Here is a 23,390-nt window from a genome sequence, read left to right as displayed (position 1 = left end):
GTCCTACGCCAGCGAGGAGTTTTTGCCGCCGTTCAGCATGTTCAGGGCAAGGGCTTTTTCCTGCTTGAAGCGGTTGGCCACAGCTGCCTGAATGTTGCTGTCCGACGAGCCAAACTGGCCCACGCGAATGTTGTACACATTGTTGATGAGGTTGCGCTCGTAAGAAGGATCTGACGGGCTGCCGCTCATGCCGTGGGCGCGCTCAAAGATGCGGGCCGCACCGGCTGGGCCGTGCTGCACGGATGTGCTCCAGATAACCTCGCGCATGGCCGTGGATATTTTATCCGGGTTAAGGCCGGTGCGCTGGGCAATGGAATCCAGAGCCGGTTTGTAGTGGCTCTGGCGTACAAAGGCTTCCTGCAGGTCCTCAAAGCGATCTGGCTGCTCGTTGGCGATGGCGCGCCATGTGTCAGGCATGGCCCCCTTGCGACTGCCTGTGTTGCCGGGGCCAGAGGCGCGCAGCCGGTTCGAAAGGTCGGGCGCTTCGGTATCCAGAAAATCCAGAAAATCCTTCAGGCTGCCCGCGCGCGACGAGACCTGGTATTTGCCGTATGACGTGCCGCCCACGCGGTCGTAGCCAACGGCTGCGATGCCGTCGCTGCCCGATTCAAACTTGGCGGAAAGCTGGCCCAGCTCAACGTCTTCAACCTTGTGCGAGGGCTTGGTGCGGCTTTGAACCGGCGGGCGGGAGTGTACAAAATCACCCATGCTCAGGCCCTTGATGCGGCTGTCCATGGCGCTGGTCATTGAACGCAGATGTCTGGCCGTGCCCATGCTGCGGGCAAGGTCAAGGGTTGAATTGCCGCCAGAAACAGTCTGCATGAGGCTGTCGATGGCCTTGGTCTGGCGCATGTCGGTTTCTGCTTTGGTGAAAACCTGGGTGCGCATGAGATCGCTGGGTGAGCGCCCGGCCAGAACCATGCCTTGCTGCCCCCCAATGCCGCCGATGGGCATGCCCGTTCGCTGAACTTCCGGGGCGCTGGCGGTTTCCGCATTGGTGGTCTGACCGTTCATGATACTGGCGAATGACGCAGAATTTCCGGTCTGCGTGCTCGCCTGACGGCGCGGCATGGCCCCCTGGGCCGGTTGCGCGTCTGATGGTGGGCGGATCAGAAAATTGGAAAGTGCCATGTGTTCCTCCTGCGGGGGCTGCTGCCGCCGCGCAGAGGAAAAAGCAAGTACAGTGCCAATTTTTGATATGCGCGGTAATACGCCAGTTTATGCCGCTGCCTTTACGGGGCCGCCGGAATGCTGACACCTGCGGCCATAAAAAAGGGCCGCCCAACCATGGACGGCCCAAGCCTGTGACAGGCCCACAGCGGGGGCCCTTCGTCAAAACTGTTGTTGCTGGGGGGGGGCTGGCGGGGTTGGCGCATCCTGCCCGGCAGCGCCGTGGATGTGCGCAGCCAGCTCTTTGCCCATGGTTTCGGCGAACACCGGCGGCACACCAGATCCCTTGAATTCCTGTTGGGCCAGCAGTCCTATGCGCATCTGGCTGTTGGCAACGGCATTGCGCTTTGAGATGCTTTTGAGTTTTGAGTTGCTGGGCTGTTTGGCACTGGGCACATGGCGCTGCACCAGCAGCACGTCGGCCACAAGGGATGTGCTGCCCCTGCCGCTGAGCTGCGAAGGCGCGTCATAGCCTGCGGCCACCATCTGGCGCACGCTCTCGGGCGCGGCAATCCCGGCGGCCAGCACTACCACCTGAAGGATATAGCCCGCCTCGCTGGGGTTGGGCACAATAATGTAGCCCTGACGTTGCAGCCACGCTTCGGTCTGGGCGCGCAGGCCAATAATTCTGTTTGTATTGTCGCGCACGTTTACATAAACAGCCGGGTGGATGTTTGCGTCGCTTTCCGGTTGCTCCAGCTGTCCCTGTCGCAGCACTTCCATGCGCGCGGCATCGGCTGGCTGGCGCACGCAACCACACAGGGTCGCGAAAGTCACGCAGAGCAACAGAATATAACGGATAAAGGACATAAGGCTCCTCACATGGGCCGCAGCCAGACTGGCGCGGAAGGTTTTATCGGGGGAAATTATGGATACTTGCCGGCAGCGCAGGGCGCGGGCCGGTTTGTGGGTAGTGTTGGCGCAGAATCAGAAGCGCAGTGAGTCCAGAATCTTGCGGCTCATGGTGTCTTCGAGGGCGGGGGCTATTTCTTCCTTGCCCATGTTGGCCCCCTCTGCGCGCACAGTGGTGCGGTGCATGTCGGATTCCGCCGGTTCGCGTCCGTTGCGGCCTATGCCCACCAGAGCCTTCATGCCCCACACCTTGCTTTTGCCAGAGCTGTCGAGCAACGCAACGCCAAGGCCAAGTGCCGCGCCAGCGCTGGCTCCCCAGGCCAGGCCGCCTCTGCCGCCGGTTGCGCCGCCGAGCAGGGCGCCCAACATTGCTCCGGTGGCTGTGCTGCCCAGTGCGTGCCCTGCGTTGACGGGCGCGTTGCGCGAGCCAAGCGGGTAGATGTCTTCAATCTTCACGCGTATGAGCAGGTCGGCCTTCTTGGGAGAATCGGCGGGGGTAAGGTCTTTTTCGCTTTGCAGGTAGCCTGTGAGCATGGATTCCATGTCAGCGTTAAAGGCAGAGTCGCCGCCGGTAACGGCGACATGCACGGTCTGCCCCTTGCGTACCTGTACGCTTTGCAGGGGTGTGTCTGCCATGTCGCTGTTGCCCCCGCCATCGCCTCTGGCAGGCGTCTCGGCACCGGGCGCGCCATCGGTAGCACCGGGGCCCACGGGCTGATCCTGCTGCGCGGCACAACCCGCGCCAAGGGCGCACAGGGCAAGCATGCACAGTATGGCAGCGAGCTTGAGTGGCATATGACAGACGCGCATACGTTTCCTTGCAAAATTAAACAACACTATCATTAATAGCGCAGATCGGCCAAGCTGTCCAGTTTTGCCTACTTGTGTCCTGTTCTGGCGGCATGGAAGAATGGAAAGCTCATGGGCCGGGACTTGACAAATGCTTCGTACTTGACGCTATTGGTTGTGTCGCGCGTTGCCCCCAGGGGGGTGTGATGGCGTTGCAGTGGGTTCCGGCCAGATAAACGGCGGGCGCTCTGGCTTATTGCGTGTGGTGCGCATGCTGGTTTGCACACCGCCGCAAGGCTGCGTTTTAGCCGCGCAAAAGAGACTGTGGGTTGTGGCTTGGGGCCGCAGCTGCAGCGCATACCGCGCGTGCGGTACACTGGGCCGGGCCTTTTATGCCGGCAAGCACGAGATAATCCGAGGGGCAGCATGGGCAAACAGCTTATTATTGTGGAATCACCCGCCAAGGTGAAAACCATCAAGAAGTTTTTGGGGCCGCAGTACATGGTGCAGGCCAGTGTGGGCCATGTGCGCGACCTGCCGTCCAGCTCGCTTGGCGTGGACGAGGCCAACGATTTTGCGCCGCACTATGAGGTTATCGACAACAAGAAGAACGTTGTCAGTGAACTGCGCGCTGCGGCATCCAAGGCCGACACCGTCTACCTTGCCCCCGACCCCGACCGCGAGGGAGAGGCCATTGCCTGGCATGTGGCGGAACTGATCCGCGACAAGGCCAAGGACATTAAGCGGATTCAGTTCAACGAAATTACGGCCAAGGCCGTCAAGGAAGCGCTGGCCAATCCGCGTGAACTCAACGGGCACCTTTTTGACGCGCAGCAGGCGCGGCGCGTGCTGGACAGGCTGGTGGGCTACAAGATTTCGCCCCTGCTGTGGAAGTCCATCAAGCGTGGCATTTCTGCCGGGCGCGTGCAGTCTGTTGCCCTGCGCCTCATTGTTGAGCGCGAGGAGGCCCGCGAGGTCTTCAAGCCCGAAGAATACTGGCTGTTCAAGGCCCTGCTGGCCGCCGACGTGCCGCCGCCCTTCAAGGCCGAGCTTGCCAAGGTCGGCGGCAAAAAGGCTGTTGTCAGCAATGCCGCCCAGGCGCAGGACATTGAGGACGCCATGGCTGGCAAGCCCTTTGTGGTGGAAAGCGTGGAAGAAAAGGAGCGTGAACGCGCGCCGCAGCCGCCCTTTATCACCTCTACCCTGCAGCAGGCTGCCAACCAGCGTCTTTCGTACACGGCCAAGCGCACCATGAATATTGCCCAGCGCCTTTACGAAGGCGTGGAAATAGGCGACAGGGGCCTCACCGCTCTCATCACCTACATGCGTACCGACTCCACGCGTATTGCCGACGAGGCGCGCGACGCGGCCAAGGCCTTTATTGAAGGCAACTTTGGCAAGGATTATCTGCCCAAGCGGGCCAGGGTCTACAAGGCCAAGGGCGGTGCGCAGGACGCGCATGAAGCCATTCGCCCCGTTGACGTCAATATAACCCCCGACGAGGTGAAGACCCACCTGCCGCCAGAGCAGTACAACTTGTACAGGCTCATCTGGGCGCGTTTTGTGGCCTCACAGATGGCTGGCGCGCGTTTTCACGATACCACGGCCACCATTTCGTGCGCACACACACAGTGGAAGGCCAAGGGCGAGCGCCTGCTTTTTGCCGGTTTTCTGGCGGCCATGCCGCGCGGCAAGGACGAAACCGACGCCGAACTGCCTCCGCTGACCGCTGGCCAGACCCTCAAGCTTGAAAAGCTCGACAAGGAACAGAAGTTCACCCAGCCCCCGGCGCGCTTCAGCGAAGCAAGCCTTGTGCGTGAGCTGGAAGAACTGGGTATCGGGCGTCCTTCAACCTACGCGGCCATCATTTCGACCTTGCAGGACAGGGAATACGTGAGCCTCAAGGAGCGCCACTTTGTGCCCACCGATCTTGGGCGCGTAGTGTGTACCCAGCTTGTGGAGCACTTTGGCAAGCTGATGGACGTGGGCTTTACCGCCCAGATGGAAGAAAACCTAGACAAGGTCGCCGATGGTCAGGAGCAGTGGGTTGAGCTGCTGCGCCGTTTTTCGGAAGACTTCAATCCCACGCTTGCGGCTGCTTCCAAAAACATGAAGAGCCTCAAGGGCGGCATGCCCGCCAACCTTCCCTGTCCGGAATGCGGCAAGGATCTGCTTATCAAGTTTGGCAAGGCCGGGGCCTTTCTGGCCTGTTCCGGCTACCCCGAATGCCGCTACACCAGCAATTTTGAGCGCCTCGAAGACGGCACCGTTGAAGCCGTCGCGCAGGAAAAGCCCCAGTACGAAAAAGTGGGCGAATGCCCGCTGTGCGGCAAGGATCTTGTGATCAAAAAATCCCGCACTGGCAGCAGCTTTATTGCCTGCACCGGCTACCCGGACTGCAAACACGCTGCGCCCCTTTCCACAGGCGTGCCGTGCCCGCGTTGCGGCAAGGGTTCGCTGGTGGAAAAAAGCACCAAGCGCGGCAAGATATTCTACTCCTGCGACCAGTACCCCCAGTGCGACTTTGCCCTGTGGGACAAGCCCGTTCCAGGCCCCTGCCCGCGCTGCAATTCGCCCTATCTGGTGGAAAAGAAAAGCCGCGAGGGCACCAAGGTGATTTGCCCGGTCAAGGGCTGCGGCTATGTGAAGGAGGATGGGGATGGCTAAAAAAGACGATGGCGACAACAGCGCCTTAACCCCCCCCGGTGCTGTCGCGGCTGGCACGCCAGAAGCCCTGGTGACCACGCCGTGGGCAGATACCCTTGAATCCCGTGTGGCAGACCTGCTGCAGGCTGGCGAGCCCGCCGTGCTGGTCACGGTGGTCAGCCGCACAGGCTCGGCCCCGCGTGACGCCGGAACCCGCGCCCTGCAGACCCGTAACGGATTTGAGGGAACCGTGGGCGGCGGCCTGCTTGAAGCGCGTGCCATGGAAGCCGCGCGCGGCAGCCTGGCCAGTGCTGTCTCTACCCGTGTTTCTGTTGACATGACTGGTTTTTCGCCCAACAGCGACATGATCTGTGGCGGCAGCATGGAAGTGCTCTGCGAGGTGCTTTCTCCGCGTCAGGCCGATATTTTTGCCTTCTCGGCCCAGGTGCTGCGTCAGGGCGGCAAAGGCGTGTGGATTGTGGAGCTGCGCGACGACGGTGTTTCGCTGCACGGCGAGGTGGAAACCCCCTTGCGCCACCTCTATATCGACAGCCTGCCCGACGCCGTGACCGAAGAGTCCCTGCCTGCGGGAGTAGGTCTGGGGCTCGATGGCTTGCAGCCCCTGCTTGATGCCCGCAAGAACAGGCCGGGGCTGGTGGAGCATGAAGGGCATCTTTTTTATGTGGAGCCTCTGGCCGCACCGCCAGTGCTGCTTTTGTGCGGCGGCGGGCATGTTTCGCTTGAGGTTGCGCGTCTGGCCCATGCATGCGACTTTGTGGTGGACGTGGTGGACGACCGGGAGGAATTTTCCAATGCCGTGCGTTTTCCCATGGCGAGGCAATGCCTGGTGCTGCCGGAATACGAAAATCTTGTGCAGAACTGCGGCATAGGGCGCAGGCACTACGTGGCCATCATCACGCGCGGGCACAGCTTCGACCGCGAGGTTCTGGCCCAGGCGCTGACAAGCCATGCTCAGTATGTGGGCATGATCGGCAGTAAAACCAAGCGCGAGCAGGTGTATGCGACCCTGCGCAAGCAGGGTGTGCCGGATGCGGAATTGGCGGCCGTGTGCTGCCCAATCGGGCTTTCCATTGAGGCGGAAACACCGCAGCAGATAGCAGTTTCCATCGTTGCCGAGTTGCTGGCCGCCCGCGCCGGAACCCTGGTGCGCCTGCGCTTCGACGATTAGTCCCGGCCCCAGCCACACCCTCCCCGGTATGGCGCGGCTGGTACGTCGGGCCGTCCGGGCAACTGGTCTTCAGGTCTGACAACCCGTATTGCCCATGCATGCGGGCCCTCGCATACCACCCTAACCATTCAAGGCGCATTGCATGACCCTTTCGATTGTGGCCCTGCTGTTTCTTGTGCTGGTTGGCATTTATCTGAATGCCAGGATGCGCGCGGCACGCCATTTGCGCATCATTGCAGAAGAAAAGGGCGACATCGCCAGATCATCGGGCATGACCGCCAGCATTGGCGTGTTTTACCCGGACGTGAACGCTACGGTCATTGTGGGTGTTTCTGAAGAAATAGGGGCCTGCTACTACCGGGTGCTGCGCGATGCCAAGATCATCAACCGCAGCCGTATCAATCTGGCCAACATTCGCCGCGTAGAACTGCTCGTAAACGGCGAACCGCGAGAGGTGGGCATTTCTTCCGCCCAGGGCACCAGTTTTCTGAAAGCCACGGATGTGGCGGGCAGGATACTTTCCCGCTACTCGCCTGCCGATCTGCGCCTCATGCAGCGCGCGGGGCTGCGCATTACCTTTGTGAGCGATACGGGTGACGACAGGCAGCTGGAAATAACCGTGCTGCGCATGAACGACGAGCGCCACAAGTTCAAACGTATGGAACTTTTCAAGGATGCTGTGTGGTGGACCATCTTTTTGGGCAGCGCCAGCGACAATGCAAGACGCATAAAAGAGTATTTTGAAAACAGCGAAACCCCTGATTCTGATGGGGAATTTGCCTAAAAAATTTATCAAGCAATTTCAGGTAGTTACATAAAAATACCACGATAGAATAACTTGCTGAAATTATTGATTTTATTCTTTATAAGCTTCGGCCGTATGAAACACCCCGCGCATTGCTTTTTGGCGTGAACTGTGCTTTTTAAAGGGGTGGTTTACCGCTTTTTTCGATGTGTTGTCAGGCTGGGGCCGAATGACGCCCCCACGTGCGTCATGGGGCGCCTGTGCGCGCCCTATCTTACATGCTGATCCCCCCAGAAACCAGGTTTATTGATGACCCGTCTCGGTGGTAATTTAAACCGCCGCCGTTTCGCCGTGCGTGTTTTGAGCGCCGTGCGCCACGCCCATATGGAGTTATTCATGAGTATCAGACCATTTGCAAAAATTTCAGTTGTATTGGGGCTTTGCCTTGCCCTTGTCGCCTGCGAAAGCGATAAAAAAGGTGCCCCCGACATGCGCCTGCCCGTTTCTGCCGTTGAGGTGACCGTGGCCGACGCCCCGTGGCCCAGCCAGTTTCAGGCCCAGGCTACGGGTTCACGCTCGGTTGAAGTTCGCGCACGCGTGCAGGGCATCATTGAAAAACGCCTTTATAACGAAGGCGACTTTGTAAAGGCCGGGCAACAGCTGTTCCAGCTTGAGCGCGACCAGTACGAAGCGCAGATGCAGCAGGCGCAGGCCCAGTACGTGAATGCAGACCGCGAATGGAAGCGTATTCGCCCGTTGTACGAAAAGAACGCCGTTTCGCAGAAAGACCGCGATTCGGCCCTTGCCGCATACGACAGCGCCAAGGCCGCCCTGCGTCAGGCCAAGATCAATCTGGATTACTGCCAGGTGGTTGCCCCTGTTTCCGGCTACAGCAGCAAGGAAAACTACACCCCTGGCAACCTGGTGAGCAACAATTCGCTGCTCACCTACGTGAACCAGACCGACCCCATGTACATTGACTTTTCCATCGCCGCGCCCGAGCGCATGATGCGTCAGCAGCTTGTTAACAGCGGCGTGCTCCAGTTCCCGCAGGGCAACCGCTACAAGGCCAAGCTGCGTCTGCTTGATGGAACCATGTACGACACAGAGGGCGAGGTTACCTTTATCGACAGCCAGGTGCAGCCCACGACCGGCGTTATCAAGGCCCGCGCGGTGTTCCCCAATGCCGACGGCCACATAATGCCCGGCCAGTATGTGCGCCTGTTTGTTGAAGGCGACGTTCTCAAGAACGCCATTCTCATCCCGCAGAAGTGCGTGGTCATGACCCAGAAGGGCGCCGTTGTCATGGGACTGGACAAGGACGACAAGGTCTATCCTATCCCCATTACGGTTACAGTGGCTGTGGGTGACAAATATCTGGTGGGTTCGGGCCTCAAGGGTGGCGAACGCATCATCAGCGAAGGCATCATCAAGGCCCGCCCCGGGACCCAAGTGCGCGTGCAGCAGGCCGGTGGGCAGCAGCCCCAGGACGCCGCGCCCAAGAAGTAGGTAGCATATGGCTGTTTCTACAAAGCCGAATTTCTTTTTGCGCCGGCCGGTACTTTCGGCCGTCATATCCATTGTCATAACCCTGGTGGGCGCACTGGCCATGAATGCCTTGCCCATCGCCCAATACCCCGATCTCGTGCCGCCCACGGTCAACGTGAGCGTGTCGTATCCCGGTGCTTCGGCGGAAACCATCTCCTCTACGGTTCTGGCTCCCCTTGAAGTGAACATCAACGGTGTGGAAAACATGCTCTACATGACTTCCACAGCCGCATCGGGTTCCGGTTCGGGCAGCATCAACGTTTACTTCAAGTTGGGCAGCGACGCCAACATGGCGCTGGTCAACGTGAACAACAAGGTTAACCTGGCTCAGGCCACACTGCCTGAAGACGTGCGCCGTCAGGGCGTAACCGTCGTCAAGCGTTCGCCCGCCATGTTGCAGGTTTTCTGCTTCTATTCTCCCGACGCGCGTTATGACGGCGTGTTTATCCACAACTGGGCGCAGGTCAACGTGGTTGACGAGCTCAAGCGCGTCAGCGGCGTGGGCGACTGTTCGCTGTTCGGCAGCATGGACTACTCCATGCGCGTGTGGCTGTACCCCGACAAACTGGCAAAGTACGGCCTCACCGCCAAGCAGGTCAGCTCGGCCATTCAGGAGCAGAACTCGCAGTACGCTCCTGGCCGGTTGGGCGACATGCCCACCCCCAACACCACCGAGCTCACCTGGCAGATCGATACCCAGGGCCGCCTGGTGACGCCTGAAGAATTTGGCGAAATCATCATCCGCACCGGACCCGACAGCGCCATGCTGCGCCTCAAGGACGTGGCCCGGGTGGAATTGGGCGGCAAGGACTACAGCGTTCTCTCCAGCTACAACGGCATGGAAGCCCGCATGGGCGCCGTGTACCTGCTGCCGGGCGCCAACGCCATCGCCACGGGCGACCTCGTCAAGGCCAAGCTGGATGAAATATCCAAGCGTATGCCCGACGGCCTCGCCTACACCCTGCTGGTGGACAACAACGACTTCGTTATCGAATCCATCAAGGAAGTGGTGAGTACCCTGGTCGAAGCCATGATCCTGGTGTTCATCGTTGTTTACGTGTTTCTGCAAAACTGGCGTGCCACGCTTATTCCCTGCATTGCCGTGCCAGTGTCTATCATCGGCACGTTTGCGGGTCTGTTTGCCTTTGGCTACACCATCAACACGCTCACGCTGTTTGCTCTGGTGCTTGCCATTGGTATCGTGGTGGACGACGCCATCGTCGTGCTTGAAAACGTCGAACGTATCATGAGTTCGGAGCATCTGCCGCCCAAGGAGGCGACAGCCAAGGCCATGAACGAAGTTACGGCACCGGTTATTGCCATCGTGCTGGTGCTGTGCGCCGTGTTTATTCCTGTTTCGTTCATGGGCGGTCTTGCGGGGCAGATGTACAAACAGTTTGCCATCACCATTTCGGTGTCGGTTGTGCTCTCGGGTATTGTGGCTCTTACACTTACCCCGGCGCTCTGCGCACTGCTGCTCAAGCCGCACGAACACGACAGACAGCCTGCCAAGGCCTTTGTGTGGTTCAACTATGTGTTTGGCCGCATTACCCGCCGCTATGTAAACGCGGTGCGCTTTATCAAGGCATCTGCCTGGCGGGCGCTGGCTCTTTGCGCTATCATGTTTTTGTGCATCGCGTGGCTGTTCCGGGTTGTGCCTGGCGGCCTTGTGCCCAACGAAGACCAAGGTTACCTGCTGGGTCTCGCCATTCTTGACGATGGCGCCGCCCAGCCCCGTACAGCCGCGGTAAACAAGGTGCTCAACGACTTTATGCTCAAAAACCCTGCGGTATTGAGCATGGGTACTCTTTCTGGTCTGGATATCACCTCCATGGCCGCCAAGAGCAACTACGGCACCTTCTTCGCCCTGCTCAAGCCGTGGGGCGAACGCAAGGATCCCAAGCAATCTGCCGACGCCATCGTTGGCACCGTGGGTGCGGTTACCGTCATGCAGCCCGAGGCCTTTATTCTGGGCTTCTCGCCGCCGCCCATCAGCGGCATGAGTACCACGGGCGGCTTTGAAGGCTATGTGCAGATGCGCGGCAGCGGCAGCCTCAAGGATATGGAAGACGCCGCCAACAAGCTGGTGGCAGAGGTTACCTCCAAAAATGCCGACGGTACGCCCAAGTATCCGTCCATCGGCATGGTGCGCAACCTGTTCTCTACCGGTTCGCCTCAGCTGTACGCCAACCTTGACCGCGAACGCTGCAAGGACATGGGCATCAGCATTGCCGACGTGTATTCGGCCATGAGCGCCACCTTTGGTAGCTCGTACGTCAACGACTTCAACATGATGGGCCGTACCTTCCAGGTGCGTATGCAGGCCGAGGCCGACACCCGCATTCTGCCCGAAAGCCTTAACGACATATACGTGCCCAACAGCGCGGGCGAAATGCTGCCGCTGACGTCTGTCATGACCCTTGAACGCCGCACTGCCCCGCAGGTGGTGGAACGCTACAACGTGTTCCCCGCGGCGCATATCATGGGTTCGCCCAACCTTGGCTATTCTTCCGGTCAGGCTCTTGCCGACATGGAAAAGGCCGCGGCTGCGGTGCTTTCGTCCGACTACCAGCTTGGCTGGGTTGGTTCGGCCCTTCAGGAAAAGATGGCCAGCGCCGACACCACAATCATCTTTGTGCTTGCTCTGGTCATGGTCTTCCTGATCCTTGCCGCGCAGTACGAATCGTGGTCGTTGCCTCTTTCGGTTCTCACCGCAGTGCCTTTCGGCGTGTTTGGTGCGCTGGTGGCAACCTGGGGCCGTGGGCTTTCCAACGACATCTACTTCCAGGTGGCGCTGGTTACCCTGGTTGGTCTGGCGGCCAAAAACGCCATTCTTATTGTTGAATTCGCCGTTGAGGCCTGGCGCGCCGGGCGCAGCCTTGATGCGGCGGCTATACATGCTTCGAAACTGCGTTTCCGGCCCATCGTGATGACCTCGCTTGCCTTTATTCTGGGCTGCGTGCCTTTGGCCATCAGCTCTGGCGCAGGCGCCAACAGCCGCCACGCCATCGGCACGGCGGTTATTGGCGGCATGCTGGCAGCAACGTGCATAGCCACGCTGTTTGTGCCGTTCTTCTTCAAGGCCATCATGCAACTCTCACTGAAAATCCAGGGTAAAACCGACCCCAACGCGGGCAAGGATCGCCTTGCGGAAGACCAGGAGGACGACATATGACCGCTTCCGGCAAGACAGCAGGCATGATGATTAAAGCACCGGCTCTGGTGTTGACGCTGACGGTACTGCTCTCCGCATGCTCGTTTGCGCCGCGCTATGAAAGGCCGGAACAGGAAATGCCCAAGCAGTGGCGGGCCGTGGACATGGGTTCTGCCCCCCTGCACACTGACTGGTGGAACAGGTTCAATGACCCTGTTCTGTCTGAACTGGTTGAAGAAGCGCTGAAGAACAACCAGGATCTGGCCCAGTCCATGGCCAAGATCGAATCTGCCGCGGCCCAGGTGGGCGTGGGTACGGCCGCCCTTGCGCCCGCCGTTTCGGGCACGGGTTCGGCCACAGCGCAGGGCGCTTCGGAAAAGACCGCCAATACGGTGCCCTTTGACCAGAGCAAGCTCTCGCGTTCAACCACCTCTTATCAGGGTGCCCTGAGCGCCTCGTGGGAGCTGGATTTCTGGGGCAAGGTGCGCAACCAGTACACCATGCTGAGCGATGTGCTCATGAGCACGGTGATCGGGCACGAAGCCCTGCGCCTTTCTGTGGCCGGGCAGACCGCTCAGGGCTACTTTGCCCTGCTTGCGCAGGACATGCAGCTTGATACTTCCCGCCGCACCCTTAAATCGCGCGAAGAATCCTTTCGCATTTACACTGCCCGCTACAAGCAGGGCGACATAACCGAACTTGACTGGCAGCGTGCCCGTGCCGAGGTGGAAACCGCCCGCGCCCAGGTTCATACCAGCACCATAGCCGTGGACAAGGCGGAAGCCGGTCTGGCAGTACTGCTTGGCCGTTCGCCCCGCGACATCATGGACCGCGCCATGAAGCGTGGTCAGGGCATCAACATGTTGCCCGCACCGCCCGTGCTGCCCGCCGGTCTGCCTTCAGACCTGCTGGAACGCCGGCCCGACGTACGTGCGGCCGAGTTCACCATCATGGCCTACAACGCCAATATCGGCGTGGCCCGCGCCCAGTTCTTCCCCTCCATTTCCCTTACGGGCATGCTGGGTACGCTGAGCGCCTCGGTGGGCAATCTCTTTACCGGCCCTGCGGGCGCGTGGAGCTACGGTGTGACCGGCTCTGTGCCCCTGCTGGATTTTGGCCGCAACTGGTATAACCTCAAGGACGCCGAAGCCCAGAAAAAGTCTGCCATTGCCGTGTACCGCAAAACCGTGCAGACGGCCTTTGAGGACATTCGTACGTCGCTCACCTCCCAGCGTGAAGCTGACCACATCGTGCGCAGCATGCAGGTTCAGGTTGAAAGCCTGCGCCGTGCCGTGCAGATTGCCAGCCTGCAGTACTCCAACGGCTACACCGACTACCTGACGGTGCTGGACGCCGAACGGCAGCTGTTTGCAGCCGAGCTGCAGCTGGCCACCGCCCTGCGTGACAGGCTCAACAGCGTAGTGAGCGTGTGTATGGCCCTTGGCGGCGGCTGGCAGGATGCGGGTACCAGCCCCAGCTTCCCCGTTGTGAATACGGAAAAGCTGTTGCAGGAACAGACCAGCGTCAAAAAGGCTGCTCCCGCGAGCAAGTCGGAATAACAGCCAATTGTGGCGGCAGTATTGCCGCCCTATAGATAACACGGCGGGGAAAGCGTTACTGCGCTTTCCCCGCCGTGCTTTTGGCGATGGGTATCCAACGTCCGAACTGAAAATCGGTTTGTGTGTAAAAACTGCAGACTTTACAGAGGTGCCCTGCCTGTCGTAAAGGGAAAACATGGACAAAAGATTGCCCTGGCTTTTCCTTGTACTTTTTGTTGCGCTGCAGGTGCTATACGCACCTATGCTGGCGTGCGCCCAAGAGCCGGCGGCCAGCCCGGTTGCAGCACCCGCCGCAGACACGGGAAAAACCAAGGCCCGCAAGCAGGGCACCCGTAACGACACGCCCTCCAAGTCAAGGCGGGTAACGGGCAAGAAAAAAAACTCGGCGGGATCGGGCATCCATGCGCCAGCCTGGGCCTTTGATGACGGTACCCACAGCCGTGAAGCCTGGCGGGAAGGTAAAAGCACCAGTGACCTGCAAAAGAGCGCAGTGGGTGAAGAAGCCGCCAAGGAAAATTCCGTCAATACGGCCTCTGGCATCAATTCGGCCCTGAAATCGGCGGACAGAAAGGCCGAGCCCAAGAACGGCCTGGCAGTGAGCGTGGGGCAGGATGAATCGGCGTGGCGCAAGAAGAGCCAGCTGGAGCCAGAAGGCGCTGACGAGAATATTCCCATGCAGAGCCGCCACGTGGTGCGCGCCTATGCCGATGTGGACGCGGGAGACAACCTGAATATCCGCGTGGGGCCAGAGCTGATTCTCAAGGACGAACAGCGCGAACGCACCTCGGCCAACAAGCAGCCGGAATCTGCCCTGGGTATGGGCATGCAGTTCAAGCTGGGTTTCTAGCCCGCCCGCATTCGAGGCCCAATACCAGGGCCATAATCACGTCATAAATTCCGCAGCCCTTGCTGCCAGGCAGAACCTGCTGACCGTGCAGCCCTGGGGTCTGCTGCCTTTTGGTGCGCGCAGTAACTGGCTGTGGCGTGCAGCTACAGAGCGACAGCTGATGGCTGGACTGGCGTGAAGGCCGGTCGCAGGAGTGGTGTGTCGTGGTGCGCACGCGCTGTGGGAAAAAGAAAGGGAAGGGCGAGAAAACGGGGAGGCTGGCTACTCTGTTTCCTGTGCGAGGATGAGATCAACCTCATCAACGCTGAGCCCAGCGTTCTTGGCTATCTGGCGGCTGTTCAGACCCTTGCGGCGTCCGTTCAGGATCAGCTCGCGCAGAAACTGGGGAGACCGGCTGATGCCCTCTGCCTGCTCAAGCAAACGTCGCAGTTCGTGCGTGCGTTCCTCAAGCTTTTCGTCCAGATTGCGCAATTCAGCCTGCCGCTGGGCAAAGGTGGCAACAATTTCCTTTTCGAGCCGGGCGTTCATCTCTATGCGGGCGAGCAGGCTTTCCTGATTGCCCTGCAAGGCGTTGAGCAGGGCTTCAGAGCGACGCAGGCGCATATAAAAGACAAACACGCCGCCAAGAATGGCAAGCTCAAACAGCGAAAAAAGCGCGATCAGTGCAAACAGCAGGGTGTCGTTCATACTTTTATGTTCAACAGGTTGCCCACCAGAGGCGGCGCCAATTCTCCGGTTGTTTCGGGTTCTGGCTTGGGTGGGGGTCTTTTTCTTCTGCGACTGCCAAACTGGGGCGTTCCGCGTTTGTCCGCATCGGGGGTAAGAGTTGCCTGGTGGCCCGGTTCAGTCTGCGCCACCTGCTGCTGTTCCTGCTTGGCCATTGCCGCCGCAAGCACGCGCGACATGGCAACCGATGCCTGCGGGGCAACCGCAGTGGCATTGCTCACGTTGGCTGCAAGATTTGTCTGGGCATACAGCACGGCCATTGTGGCGTCAACGCTCATGGCGGCCTCCTGTTGCCGGCTTGCTGCGCGGCCGGGCCTGAAAGGCTGAGGCATCTCCCGGCGCGCATGGCAACATTTGCATGCCCAGCCCACAGGGGGCTGCTGCGTGAGGGCGTAGCCTATTCGTTCAGATAGCTTTCAAACAGAATATCATCAATACGCCCCTGCGTAAGGTAGTCGTTGAGCACGCCGCCAAGGTCTTTCTTGATGGTGGCTGCGTTGGCAGGGTCGAGCAAAAATTCGTCCGTCTTGCTGCTCAGGTAATAGTACAGGGCATCGCGCAGGGGAATGAGCTTCTGGTCAATTTCCATACCTACCCGTGGGCTCTGGCTGACCGTAGAAAACTTGCAGATGAGAAAACGCGCGCCCTTGGCGGTTTGCCGGGGTATGACAAAGGGCGCCAGTTCCTTGACGCTGTCTGCCTTGGCCGTGGGTGTTTTGGGTGTGGGAACCACAATCACCTCTGGCTTGATGGGGTCCGGCGGGGGCGGCGGAGGAGTGCGCAGCACAAACCACCATACTGCTGCAGCCGCAACCAGCACCACAACCAGTGCCGCAGCGGCTGCAATGATAAGCAGCTTTTTCTTCTTGTTGGGCGGGGGGGCGTCTTCAGCAACCTGAAGGGGAGCGCCTTCCTTTACAGCCGGTGGCGGCGGATCCTGCTCCTTGAGAAAAGGCGCATCGTCAAGATCAAGCTCCACTTTACGCAGGCTCGTGTCAGGGCTTACTGCAACCTGCAGTTCGTCCTTGGCGGGGGCTTCTTTAATATCCTGTTTTTCAGCCACGCGTCACTCCTGACGGCCACGCCCGATACGTAAAGTCACACGGTCTCATACGTACTGCCGGTACATGCGGCCACCGCTGGCCGCGCCGGTCTGGTTGATACGCTCAAACCTGCTGTTTACCGAGGCCCTGCCTGCACCGCTTGCCATGCAGTTGCAGTTGCCCTGCAAAAAAAGCCCGCCCCAACCAGGTTGCGCTGTGTGGCGCTAACCCCGGCCAGGAGCGGGCCGTCTAAGCCAGGGAAGTTTGCTGCAAAGCCTAGGGGAAAATCTTGTCGATCTTCTGCTTCATGGTGTCTGCAGTGAACGGTTTGACAATGTAGTTGGAAACCTTGGCTTGCACCGCTTCGATGATGTTTTCCTGCTGGGCCTCGGCCGTGACCATGAGAAAAGGAATGTTGGCAAACTGCTCGCTGGCGCGAACCTTGCGCAAAAGGTCGATGCCGGTCATCTGGGGCATGTTCCAGTCAGAAACAATAAAGTCGATTTTTTCGCGGTTCAGAACTTCCCATGCACTGGTGCCGTCGTCAGCCTCAACCACGTTCTGAAAGCCAAGCTGGCGCAGAATGTTGCGCACGATACGACGCATGGTGGAGAAATCGTCAACCACAAGAACACGCATATTCGGATTGTAAGGCATGAGAGAATCTCCTTGAAGCGCCGTCTGTATCGGTTTGCAACAGACGTTGCAGCCGTGCGCCACTGTCTGTTGTAAGCTTATATTTCGGAACCTTCGCCATAGAGGTTATGAAACTCTTTGCGAAGTCGGGTCAGGGCCTGTGAGTGCAATTGCGATACGCGGCCTTCGGTAATTCCCATTACTTCGGCTGTTTCACGCATGTTAAGCTCATCAGTGTAATACAGGGACAGTACCAATTTTTCCCTTGGCGTCAAGCGGTCGATCAGCGGGGCAACGCGTTCCACAAGCTCTTGCAGGGCAGTGTTGCGGAAGGGCTCGCCGCCACCTTCCGGGCCCTCGCCCGAAAGCGTGTCCTGAATGGCATCAAGCGAAATCCAGAGCTGGTTTTGCAGAGCCTCGAGGCCTTGGCGCACATCGCGCAGGTCGAGGCCGGTGATTTTTTGCAGTTCGTCTTCCGTGGCCTGTCTGCCGTGCTCGTGCTCGACCTTGCGCATGGCTTCATCGAGTACCCGAACACGCTGGCGCAACGAACGTGGAAACCAGTCAAGGCGGCGCAATTCATCGAGCATGGCTCCCTTGATACGGCTCTCGGCATAGGTTTCAAAACGTATGCCCAGCTGTGGCCTGAATTTGCCAAGAGCTTCCATGAGCCCAAGCGTGCCAGAGCTGATCAGCTCGCCAAGCTCGACGCTGCGCGGCAGCTTGGCTTTTAGCCGTAAGGCAAGAAAGCGGATCTTGGGCGCATAATGCCGCACCACAGATTCCTGCTCTGCCGGTGAAAAGCTCTCCCAAGGGGTTGCCCCGGTTTCGAGCGCTTCCCAGGGGCAGGGAGCTTGCGCTTGCGCTGTGCCGGTCTTCATAGTGGTTTCCTTCGGATTTGCCTCTTCTACCCCGTGGCATGTACATGCCTGTTATGCTGCGCCCCACCTGCCCGCCAAGGCCGGTTGCGCCGCGTTTGCAACACGTTGAGGTTAAAATTCGTTGTTCTTGCCGGTGGCAGCGCTCGGCTGCCATTACGCCTAGCGGAAAAGCAGTTTCTTCCAGAAAAATTTGATGTTGCCGTCCAGATTCTCGGGGGCTTCCCAGGCGCTGATGTTCTTGGCCAGCGTCATGGTGGCCTTGGCGGCAGGGCTTTGCGGTTCGCTTATGCAGTAGGGCAACTGCTGCACCACGGCCTTGCGCACGCCTGTATCACGCGGCACAACACCCACAAGTTCCAGCGATACGCCGCTCAGAAAATGGTCGCATGCCTGATGCAGGCGTACAAACATGTCCTTGGCCGTTTTCAGGTCGGGGGCCATGTTTACGCACACCTTGAAGCGCTCAACACCGTGGTTGTTTTTGAGCACCTTGATGAGCGCGTAAGCGTCGGTAAGCGAGGTGGGCTCAGGGGTGAGCACCACCAGCCGTTCCTGCGCGGCCATATTGAAATAGAGCACGTTGTCACTGATGCCTGCGCCCGTATCAACAATCAGGTAGTCCAGGCCGTCTTCCATTTCATCCACGGCTTCCAGCAGTTCCAGTTTCTGTCCCGTTGAGAGGGTGAGCATTTCGCTCATGCCTGACGAAGCGGGCAGTATGGAAAAGCCGTAAGGCGTGGGAAAGAGAATATCGTTTATGGTGGCGCCTTCGTGGAACAGGTGGAAAATATTTTTCTGCGGAGTAAGCCCAAGCACCACGTCCACGTTGGCCAAGCCAAGGTCGGCATCAATGAGCACTACCTGCTTGCCCAGCTGGGCAAGACAGATGGCAAGATTGACCGAAATATTGGTCTTGCCGACGCCGCCCTTGCCTGAAGTGACGGAAAAAACCAGAGGGAAAGTGCCGCTCATCTGTCTGCTCCACATGTTAAGGTCGAACCGCGCTAGGCGGCCTGACCAGGAAGTTGCCTTTTGAAAATGAGACGCCAGACCAGCGGCTCAGTGGCCGGGGCAAGGCTTTCCTTGAGTTCCGCGCCGAAAGACAGGGCTGAAACCGGCAGGCCCGCCTGGCAGGCCACATTAACTATATTGCCAAAGCTGACGGCTTCGTCCAGCTTGGTCCAGACTATGGAACCTGGCCCGTCTGTTTTGTAACGCTGCAAAAATGCCTGGGTTTGCAGGGCGTCAAAAAAAGGCGAAAGTGTAAGATGCGTGGCCGCTTCCACCGTGTCGAGCCCCATGTCGGCTTTCCAGCTGGCAAGGCTGCCATTGCGGTCAAGGCCGGGGACATCGATAAATACTGCGCTGGCTTCGCGCGTGGCGGCAAGAGCGTGTTCCATGGAGGCCTTGTCGGGCGCTTCCATATACGAAAAATTGGAAAGCTCGGCCCAGTGGCGCAAAATCAGCCTGCCGTTGCCGCGCAGGCAATCGGCGTTGATAAAGGCAATGCGCGCTTCCGGGTCGTTTCTGCGCAGATGCAGGGCAAAGCGCAGGGCCGTGGTGGTTTTACCCAGGCCAAAAGGCCCGGCCATCAGGTGTATGCGCTGCCGCCAGTGCTCTGCGCCCCATGTTTTTACGGGCACCATATCGCACAGGCATTCAAGCACCGATGCGCCCGGTTCTGCCAGCAGTCGCTTGTACAGGTCAACTGCCACGGAGTCCGAAACGCCCTCGCGTTGCAAATATTCAAGTGCCACGCGCTGACGGGGGGTGAGGCGCTCAAGCTGGATGGCGGGCTTCATCAGCGCAAAAATCTGATCTTTCAGCTGCATCCAGTCCTTGTGCCATTCTCCCCAGCCTGCGGGTGCGCCAGCGCCCGATGCCGCTTCAGTCTTGGGGCGCTCTATACCGGCAGTTATTTCGTGGCAGACCGCTCCGTTTTTACGGTAGGTGCGGTTGCCCAGGATAACGGCGTCAGACCCCATCTCGGCCTTGATTCTGGCCAGAATTTCCTGTGATGTGGTCCCTGTGAACGTCTTTACCTGCATGGCCCATTCCTTTGCCTGACGGTTCAATATCGCCAAACGGCTTGTGTGTGCCGTTTGTTTGACGACATCAGGGTAATTGCAAAATCGGGGCCAACTGTAAGGTATTATTTTTCCTCAAGGGGCAAATTGCCGCAGGGGTTTTTCCCCATATCGACAATAGCCGCTACAGGGCCAAAATGCAATTTGCGCGGGAGCGCGACACAAAAAAACGGCGCTGCTGGCCTTAAGCCCTCAGCGCCGCGCATGCATATGTGATTGTGTTATTCGGCGTCCACCGTGCCCACCGACTGCAGGCGGATATCAGGCGGAATCTCTGCCTGCGAGATAACCGGAACCGTGGGCAGAAAGCGCGTGATGATCTGGGCCAGATGCGGGCGAATGAGAGGCGTGACCAGCAGCACGGGCTGGGCCTCGGCATTGACCGCATTGTCGGCGGCAGTGCTGATGTTGTTGACAAGCCGCTGCGCCACCGCCGGGTTCATGGAAAGGAAGGTAACGCCGTTGTCGGCATGGCGAACACCTTCCTGCACCAGTCTTTCGGCATTGGGGGAAAGGGTAAGCACCGAAAGCGTGCCCGAGCTGTCCAGGTAGGGCCGCACGATGGCCCGCGAAAGTTTTTCGCGCACGTACTCGCCGAGGGTCTCCGGATTTTTGACGCCCCCACCAAAGTCGCCCAGCGTTTCCACGATGGTCAGCATGTCGCGCACGCTGACGTTTTCGCGTACCAGAAGCTGCAGCACCTTTTGCACCACGCCCAGAGGCAGCACGTTGGGAACCAGGTCTTCCACCGCCTTGGGCGCATGTTTGGCCACGGTATCCAGCAGACCCTGAACCGCCTGGCGGTCAAGGAAGTCGCCCAGATGCCGCTTGAACACTTCTGTCAAATGTGTGGCGATAACCGTGGCCGGGTCAACCACCGTGTAGCCCGCCAGCATGGCTTCTTCACGCTGGCTGTCGGGAATCCACAGCGCGGGCAGGTTAAAGGCCGGTTCGCGCGTTTCAATACCACTGATCTTGGTGGTCACGTTGCCGGGGTCCATGGCCAGAAAATGGTCAACCAGAATTTCCGCCGAGGCCACCTGATTACCCTTGATAAGAAGGGAATACTGGCCGGGCTTGAGCTGCAGGTTGTCGCGCAGGTGCAGCGAGGGAATGACCACGCCCATGTCCAGTGCAAACTGTCGGCGGATGGAGCGGATGCGGGCCAGCAGGTTGCCGCTCTGTTCCTCGTCCACCAGGGGGATGAGGCCGTAGCCCACCTCAAGTTCAAGCGTATCGAGCGGCAGCAGGGCCTGCACTTCTTCTGGCGTGTCTGCCGTGCCCGAGCCGCTGTTCTTCTTTTTCTTTTCTTCAGCCTTGGCCTTGTTGGCGGCTTCCTGATCCTTGTTTTCGCTGAGCCTGCTCACGGTAAAGATCAGGGCGGATATTATCAGAAAAGGGATTGTGGGCAGGCCGGGCACAAGGGCAAACAGCAGCAGCACGGCTGAAACCATTTTGAGCGCCTTGCTGTTGAAGGTAAGCTGGGCCAGAAATTCTTCGCCCATCTTGGCTTCGGAAGCGGCGCGCGAAACAAGCAGACCCGTGCCCGTAGAAACAATGATGGAGGGAATGGTGGAAACCAGACCGTCACCAATGGTCAGCAGCGAGTAAGTGGTGAGGGCCGTGTTCCAGTCCATGTCCTTTTGAGCCATGCCAATGATGATACCGCCGATCAGGTTCACCAGGGTGATGAACATGCCCGCGTTTACGTCACCCGAAACAAACTTGCACGCACCGTCCATGGCACCGTAAAAGTCGGCTTCCTTGCGCAGGCCTGCACGGCGGGCATTGGCCTGTTCTTCGTCAATCAGGCCCGCGTTGAGGTCGGCTTCAATGGCCATCTGTTTGCCGGGCATGGCGTCAAGGGTAAAGCGGGCTGCCACTTCTGCGATACGTGAAGTACCAGAGGTAATAACAACCTTGTTGAGAATGAACAGGATCATGAAGATAACGCCGCCCACCACATAACTGCCGCCCACCACAAACTGCCCAAATGCGCGGATAACCTCGCCTGCGGCGTTTGCACCCATGTTGCCGTTGAGCAATATAAGACGGGTGGAGGCCACGTTGAGTGCCAGCCGCAGCAGGGTTGTGACCAGCAGCAGCGACGGAAAGATGGTAAATTCCAGCGGGCTCGTCATGAACATGGTGGTGATGAGCACCAGCAGCGAGATGGAAATACTCACGCAGAGCAGTATATCAAGAAAAAATGTGGGCAGCGGAACCAGCATGACGAACAGGATGGTCACCACGCCGGCAGCCAGGAACAGTTCGCCGTTTTTGGAGTACCGGCTGTAATCAATCTGAGGAAGTACTGCGGCAGCCATTTTTATGACACCTCTCTGCGTTGGTTCCGTATGCGGGTTCGTACCTTAAAAAGTTGGCCTGTGTGACAAAATACCTTGTCTTTTTAGGGCCTTCCCGTCTTGGGCTTGAGCTTCCAGATGCTGGCCAACACTGCGGCCACAGCCTTGTAAAGCTCCTCTGGAATCATGTCGCCCACTTCCGTGGACTTATACAAAGCCCGTGCCAGAGGCACATTTTCGCGAATGGGAATACGGTTTTCGCGGGCTACTTCCTTAATTTTTTCGGCCAGGTGGTCTGCGCCCTTGGCCAGCACGATGGGGGCCGGGGCCTCGGACGAATTGTAGCTGAGCGCCACGGCAATATGGGTAGGGTTGGTAATCACCACGTCGGCCTTGGGCACGTCGGCCAGCATACGCTTGCTCATGACTTCCATCATTTTTTTGCGCTGTTGCCCCTTGACCACCGGGTCACCGTCGGCCTGCTTCTGTTCGTCCTTCACTTCCGACTTGGTCATTTTCATGCCTTCGTTGTAGGCAAAGCGCGTCTGCCATACGTCAAAAATGGCAATGGCCATGATGGGCATGAGGGCATAGCAGGCCAGGCGAAAGGCCATATGCAGCATGTAGGCGGCCACCCCCTCTGTGGTGGCGTAGTACATGGGCAGAAAGTTGTGATATTCCTTATAGATGATCCAGCCGGGGATAAGGCCGAGAATCAGTGAGAAAAGCAGGCTCTTGATGGTGCGCAAAATGGTCTGCGGCGAAAGCAGCATCTGCTTGAGTCCGTTGATAATATTGAAACGCTGAAACTTGGGGCGCAGCACCTTTGTTGTCCAGAGTTTGCCAACCTGCAGCCGCTGGGCCAGAAAGGCCAGAAAGCCAAGGGTCAGCAGAATGGGCAGGATCATGCGGGCCACTTCAAGGGTAAGTTCGATGCTGAGGTTGTAGACGTTTTCTGGGTTGGGATCGAATTCCCACGAATGGCTCAGAAAATGCCGGAACAGGCGCTTGATGTTGTCGGCCATGGGACCGATCCAGGCATACAGAATGGCAACGCCGCCCAGCAGGCTCACAGCCTTGCCAAGCTCTGGCGCTTTGGGAACGTTGCCTTCCTCGCGCTGCTTGCTGACGCGTTTGGGAGACGCTTTTTCTGTTCTGCTTGGATCTTTCTGCGCACCGAACATGCTGTTACCCCGCTGCTTTGTTGGCGCT

Annotated in this window: 19 protein-coding genes; 7 read left to right on the top strand and 12 right to left on the bottom strand. The window is 58.9% G+C overall.

Annotation, left to right across the window (positions count from 1 at the left end; translation table 11 throughout):
- Positions 1 to 3 precede the first annotated feature (3 nt).
- From F8N36_RS10180 to F8N36_RS10170, 3 genes are all read right to left on the bottom strand, one after another.
- Positions 4 to 1,131: a hypothetical protein gene (locus F8N36_RS10180; protein ID WP_291332701.1), complete on the bottom strand. Its 1,128-nt coding sequence runs from the start codon at positions 1,129 to 1,131 to the stop codon at positions 4 to 6.
- Between the two features lie 201 nt (positions 1,132 to 1,332).
- Positions 1,333 to 1,980 carry a complement resistance protein TraT gene (gene traT, locus F8N36_RS10175; protein ID WP_291332700.1) on the bottom strand — a complete coding sequence of 216 codons (648 nt, stop codon included), beginning with the start codon at positions 1,978 to 1,980 and terminating at the stop codon, positions 1,333 to 1,335.
- A 117-nt stretch (positions 1,981 to 2,097) separates the two neighbouring features.
- Positions 2,098 to 2,817, bottom strand: coding sequence for a hypothetical protein (locus tag F8N36_RS10170; RefSeq protein WP_291332699.1), 720 nt, complete (start codon positions 2,815 to 2,817; stop codon positions 2,098 to 2,100).
- A 420-nt stretch (positions 2,818 to 3,237) separates the two neighbouring features.
- Here F8N36_RS10170 and topA point away from each other — a divergent pair, with 420 nt between their 5' ends.
- The 7 genes from topA (at position 3,238) to F8N36_RS10135 (ending at position 14,499) form a co-directional block, all read left to right on the top strand.
- Positions 3,238 to 5,478: a type I DNA topoisomerase gene (gene topA, locus F8N36_RS10165; RefSeq protein ID WP_291332698.1), complete on the top strand. Its 2,241-nt coding sequence runs from the start codon at positions 3,238 to 3,240 to the stop codon at positions 5,476 to 5,478.
- The gene (locus F8N36_RS10160; RefSeq protein WP_291332697.1) at positions 5,471 to 6,646 is read left to right on the top strand and encodes an XdhC/CoxI family protein; all 1,176 of its coding nucleotides are present in this window, start codon (positions 5,471 to 5,473) and stop codon (positions 6,644 to 6,646) included. The genes topA and F8N36_RS10160 overlap by 8 nt, the downstream gene beginning before the upstream one ends.
- Before the next feature lie 142 nt (positions 6,647 to 6,788).
- Positions 6,789 to 7,430, top strand: coding sequence for a thioredoxin (locus tag F8N36_RS10155; RefSeq protein WP_291332696.1), 642 nt, complete (start codon positions 6,789 to 6,791; stop codon positions 7,428 to 7,430).
- A gap of 357 nt (positions 7,431 to 7,787) precedes the next feature.
- Positions 7,788 to 8,900 carry an efflux RND transporter periplasmic adaptor subunit gene (locus F8N36_RS10150; RefSeq protein ID WP_291332695.1) on the top strand — a complete coding sequence of 371 codons (1,113 nt, stop codon included), beginning with the start codon at positions 7,788 to 7,790 and terminating at the stop codon, positions 8,898 to 8,900.
- Positions 8,901 to 8,907: 7 nt separating this feature from the next.
- Entirely contained in the window at positions 8,908 to 12,114 is a 3,207-nt protein-coding gene (locus F8N36_RS10145; protein WP_291332694.1) for a multidrug efflux RND transporter permease subunit, read from the top strand.
- The gene (locus F8N36_RS10140) at positions 12,111 to 13,652 is read left to right on the top strand and encodes an efflux transporter outer membrane subunit (protein WP_291332693.1); all 1,542 of its coding nucleotides are present in this window, start codon (positions 12,111 to 12,113) and stop codon (positions 13,650 to 13,652) included. Before F8N36_RS10145 ends, F8N36_RS10140 begins: the two co-directional genes overlap by 4 nt.
- Positions 13,653 to 13,827: 175 nt before the next feature.
- Positions 13,828 to 14,499, top strand: coding sequence for a hypothetical protein (locus F8N36_RS10135; RefSeq protein WP_291332692.1), 672 nt, complete (start codon positions 13,828 to 13,830; stop codon positions 14,497 to 14,499).
- Between the two features lie 261 nt (positions 14,500 to 14,760).
- Here F8N36_RS10135 and F8N36_RS10130 read toward each other — a convergent pair whose 3' ends face one another.
- The 9 genes from F8N36_RS10130 to flhB form a co-directional block, all read right to left on the bottom strand.
- Positions 14,761 to 15,186, bottom strand: a complete 426-nt coding sequence (locus tag F8N36_RS10130) for a hypothetical protein (protein ID WP_291332691.1) — start codon at positions 15,184 to 15,186, stop codon at positions 14,761 to 14,763.
- Positions 15,183 to 15,503 carry a hypothetical protein gene (locus F8N36_RS10125; protein WP_291332690.1) on the bottom strand — a complete coding sequence of 107 codons (321 nt, stop codon included), beginning with the start codon at positions 15,501 to 15,503 and terminating at the stop codon, positions 15,183 to 15,185. The genes F8N36_RS10130 and F8N36_RS10125 overlap by 4 nt, the downstream gene beginning before the upstream one ends.
- Positions 15,504 to 15,622: 119 nt before the next feature.
- A complete protein-coding gene (locus F8N36_RS10120; protein ID WP_291332689.1) occupies positions 15,623 to 16,288 on the bottom strand; it encodes a flagellar basal body-associated FliL family protein in 666 nt (221 codons plus the stop codon).
- A gap of 256 nt (positions 16,289 to 16,544) precedes the next feature.
- Positions 16,545 to 16,925, bottom strand: coding sequence for a chemotaxis response regulator CheY (locus F8N36_RS10115; protein WP_022657629.1), 381 nt, complete (start codon positions 16,923 to 16,925; stop codon positions 16,545 to 16,547).
- 77 nt (positions 16,926 to 17,002) lie between these two features.
- Complete coding sequence (locus F8N36_RS10110) at positions 17,003 to 17,785, bottom strand: FliA/WhiG family RNA polymerase sigma factor (RefSeq protein WP_291332688.1); 783 nt, start codon at positions 17,783 to 17,785, stop codon at positions 17,003 to 17,005.
- 159 nt (positions 17,786 to 17,944) lie between these two features.
- Positions 17,945 to 18,757, bottom strand: a complete 813-nt coding sequence (locus F8N36_RS10105) for a MinD/ParA family protein (RefSeq protein WP_291332687.1) — start codon at positions 18,755 to 18,757, stop codon at positions 17,945 to 17,947.
- Positions 18,758 to 18,789: 32 nt separating this feature from the next.
- Positions 18,790 to 19,833 (bottom strand): flagellar biosynthesis protein FlhF, encoded by a 1,044-nt coding sequence (locus F8N36_RS10100; RefSeq protein ID WP_291332686.1) that lies wholly within the window; start codon positions 19,831 to 19,833, stop codon positions 18,790 to 18,792.
- 260 nt (positions 19,834 to 20,093) lie between these two features.
- Positions 20,094 to 22,199: a flagellar biosynthesis protein FlhA gene (flhA, locus tag F8N36_RS10095; RefSeq protein WP_291332685.1), complete on the bottom strand. Its 2,106-nt coding sequence runs from the start codon at positions 22,197 to 22,199 to the stop codon at positions 20,094 to 20,096.
- Between the two features lie 83 nt (positions 22,200 to 22,282).
- The gene (flhB, locus tag F8N36_RS10090; RefSeq protein ID WP_291332684.1) at positions 22,283 to 23,362 is read right to left on the bottom strand and encodes a flagellar biosynthesis protein FlhB; all 1,080 of its coding nucleotides are present in this window, start codon (positions 23,360 to 23,362) and stop codon (positions 22,283 to 22,285) included.
- Between the last annotated feature and the right edge of the window lie 28 nt (positions 23,363 to 23,390).

It is taken from the genome of Desulfovibrio sp., from assembly GCF_009712225.1.
Lineage (GTDB): Bacteria > Desulfobacterota > Desulfovibrionia > Desulfovibrionales > Desulfovibrionaceae > Desulfovibrio.
Note: the sequence above shows the minus strand (reverse complement) of the source record. Positions and strands in the feature narration are given on the sequence as shown.

Excerpts from the sequence above, each read along its gene's own strand:
- F8N36_RS10180 (WP_291332701.1), bottom strand. The coding sequence starts at position 1,131 with ATGGCACTTTCCAATTTTCTGATCCGCCCACCATCAGACGCGCAACCG.
- traT (WP_291332700.1), bottom strand. The coding sequence starts at position 1,980 with ATGTCCTTTATCCGTTATATTCTGTTGCTCTGCGTGACTTTCGCGACC.
- F8N36_RS10170 (WP_291332699.1), bottom strand. The coding sequence starts at position 2,817 with ATGCCACTCAAGCTCGCTGCCATACTGTGCATGCTTGCCCTGTGCGCC.
- topA (WP_291332698.1), top strand. The coding sequence starts at position 3,238 with ATGGGCAAACAGCTTATTATTGTGGAATCACCCGCCAAGGTGAAAACC.
- F8N36_RS10160 (WP_291332697.1), top strand. The coding sequence starts at position 5,471 with ATGGCTAAAAAAGACGATGGCGACAACAGCGCCTTAACCCCCCCCGGT.
- F8N36_RS10155 (WP_291332696.1), top strand. The coding sequence starts at position 6,789 with ATGACCCTTTCGATTGTGGCCCTGCTGTTTCTTGTGCTGGTTGGCATT.
- F8N36_RS10150 (WP_291332695.1), top strand. The coding sequence starts at position 7,788 with ATGAGTATCAGACCATTTGCAAAAATTTCAGTTGTATTGGGGCTTTGC.
- F8N36_RS10145 (WP_291332694.1), top strand. The coding sequence starts at position 8,908 with ATGGCTGTTTCTACAAAGCCGAATTTCTTTTTGCGCCGGCCGGTACTT.
- F8N36_RS10140 (WP_291332693.1), top strand. The coding sequence starts at position 12,111 with ATGACCGCTTCCGGCAAGACAGCAGGCATGATGATTAAAGCACCGGCT.
- F8N36_RS10135 (WP_291332692.1), top strand. The coding sequence starts at position 13,828 with ATGGACAAAAGATTGCCCTGGCTTTTCCTTGTACTTTTTGTTGCGCTG.
- F8N36_RS10130 (WP_291332691.1), bottom strand. The coding sequence starts at position 15,186 with ATGAACGACACCCTGCTGTTTGCACTGATCGCGCTTTTTTCGCTGTTT.
- F8N36_RS10125 (WP_291332690.1), bottom strand. The coding sequence starts at position 15,503 with ATGAGCGTTGACGCCACAATGGCCGTGCTGTATGCCCAGACAAATCTT.
- F8N36_RS10115 (WP_022657629.1), bottom strand. The coding sequence starts at position 16,925 with ATGCCTTACAATCCGAATATGCGTGTTCTTGTGGTTGACGATTTCTCC.
- F8N36_RS10110 (WP_291332688.1), bottom strand. The coding sequence starts at position 17,785 with ATGAAGACCGGCACAGCGCAAGCGCAAGCTCCCTGCCCCTGGGAAGCG.
- F8N36_RS10105 (WP_291332687.1), bottom strand. The coding sequence starts at position 18,757 with ATGAGCGGCACTTTCCCTCTGGTTTTTTCCGTCACTTCAGGCAAGGGC.
- F8N36_RS10100 (WP_291332686.1), bottom strand. The coding sequence starts at position 19,833 with ATGCAGGTAAAGACGTTCACAGGGACCACATCACAGGAAATTCTGGCC.
- flhA (WP_291332685.1), bottom strand. The coding sequence starts at position 22,199 with ATGGCTGCCGCAGTACTTCCTCAGATTGATTACAGCCGGTACTCCAAA.
- flhB (WP_291332684.1), bottom strand. The coding sequence starts at position 23,362 with ATGTTCGGTGCGCAGAAAGATCCAAGCAGAACAGAAAAAGCGTCTCCC.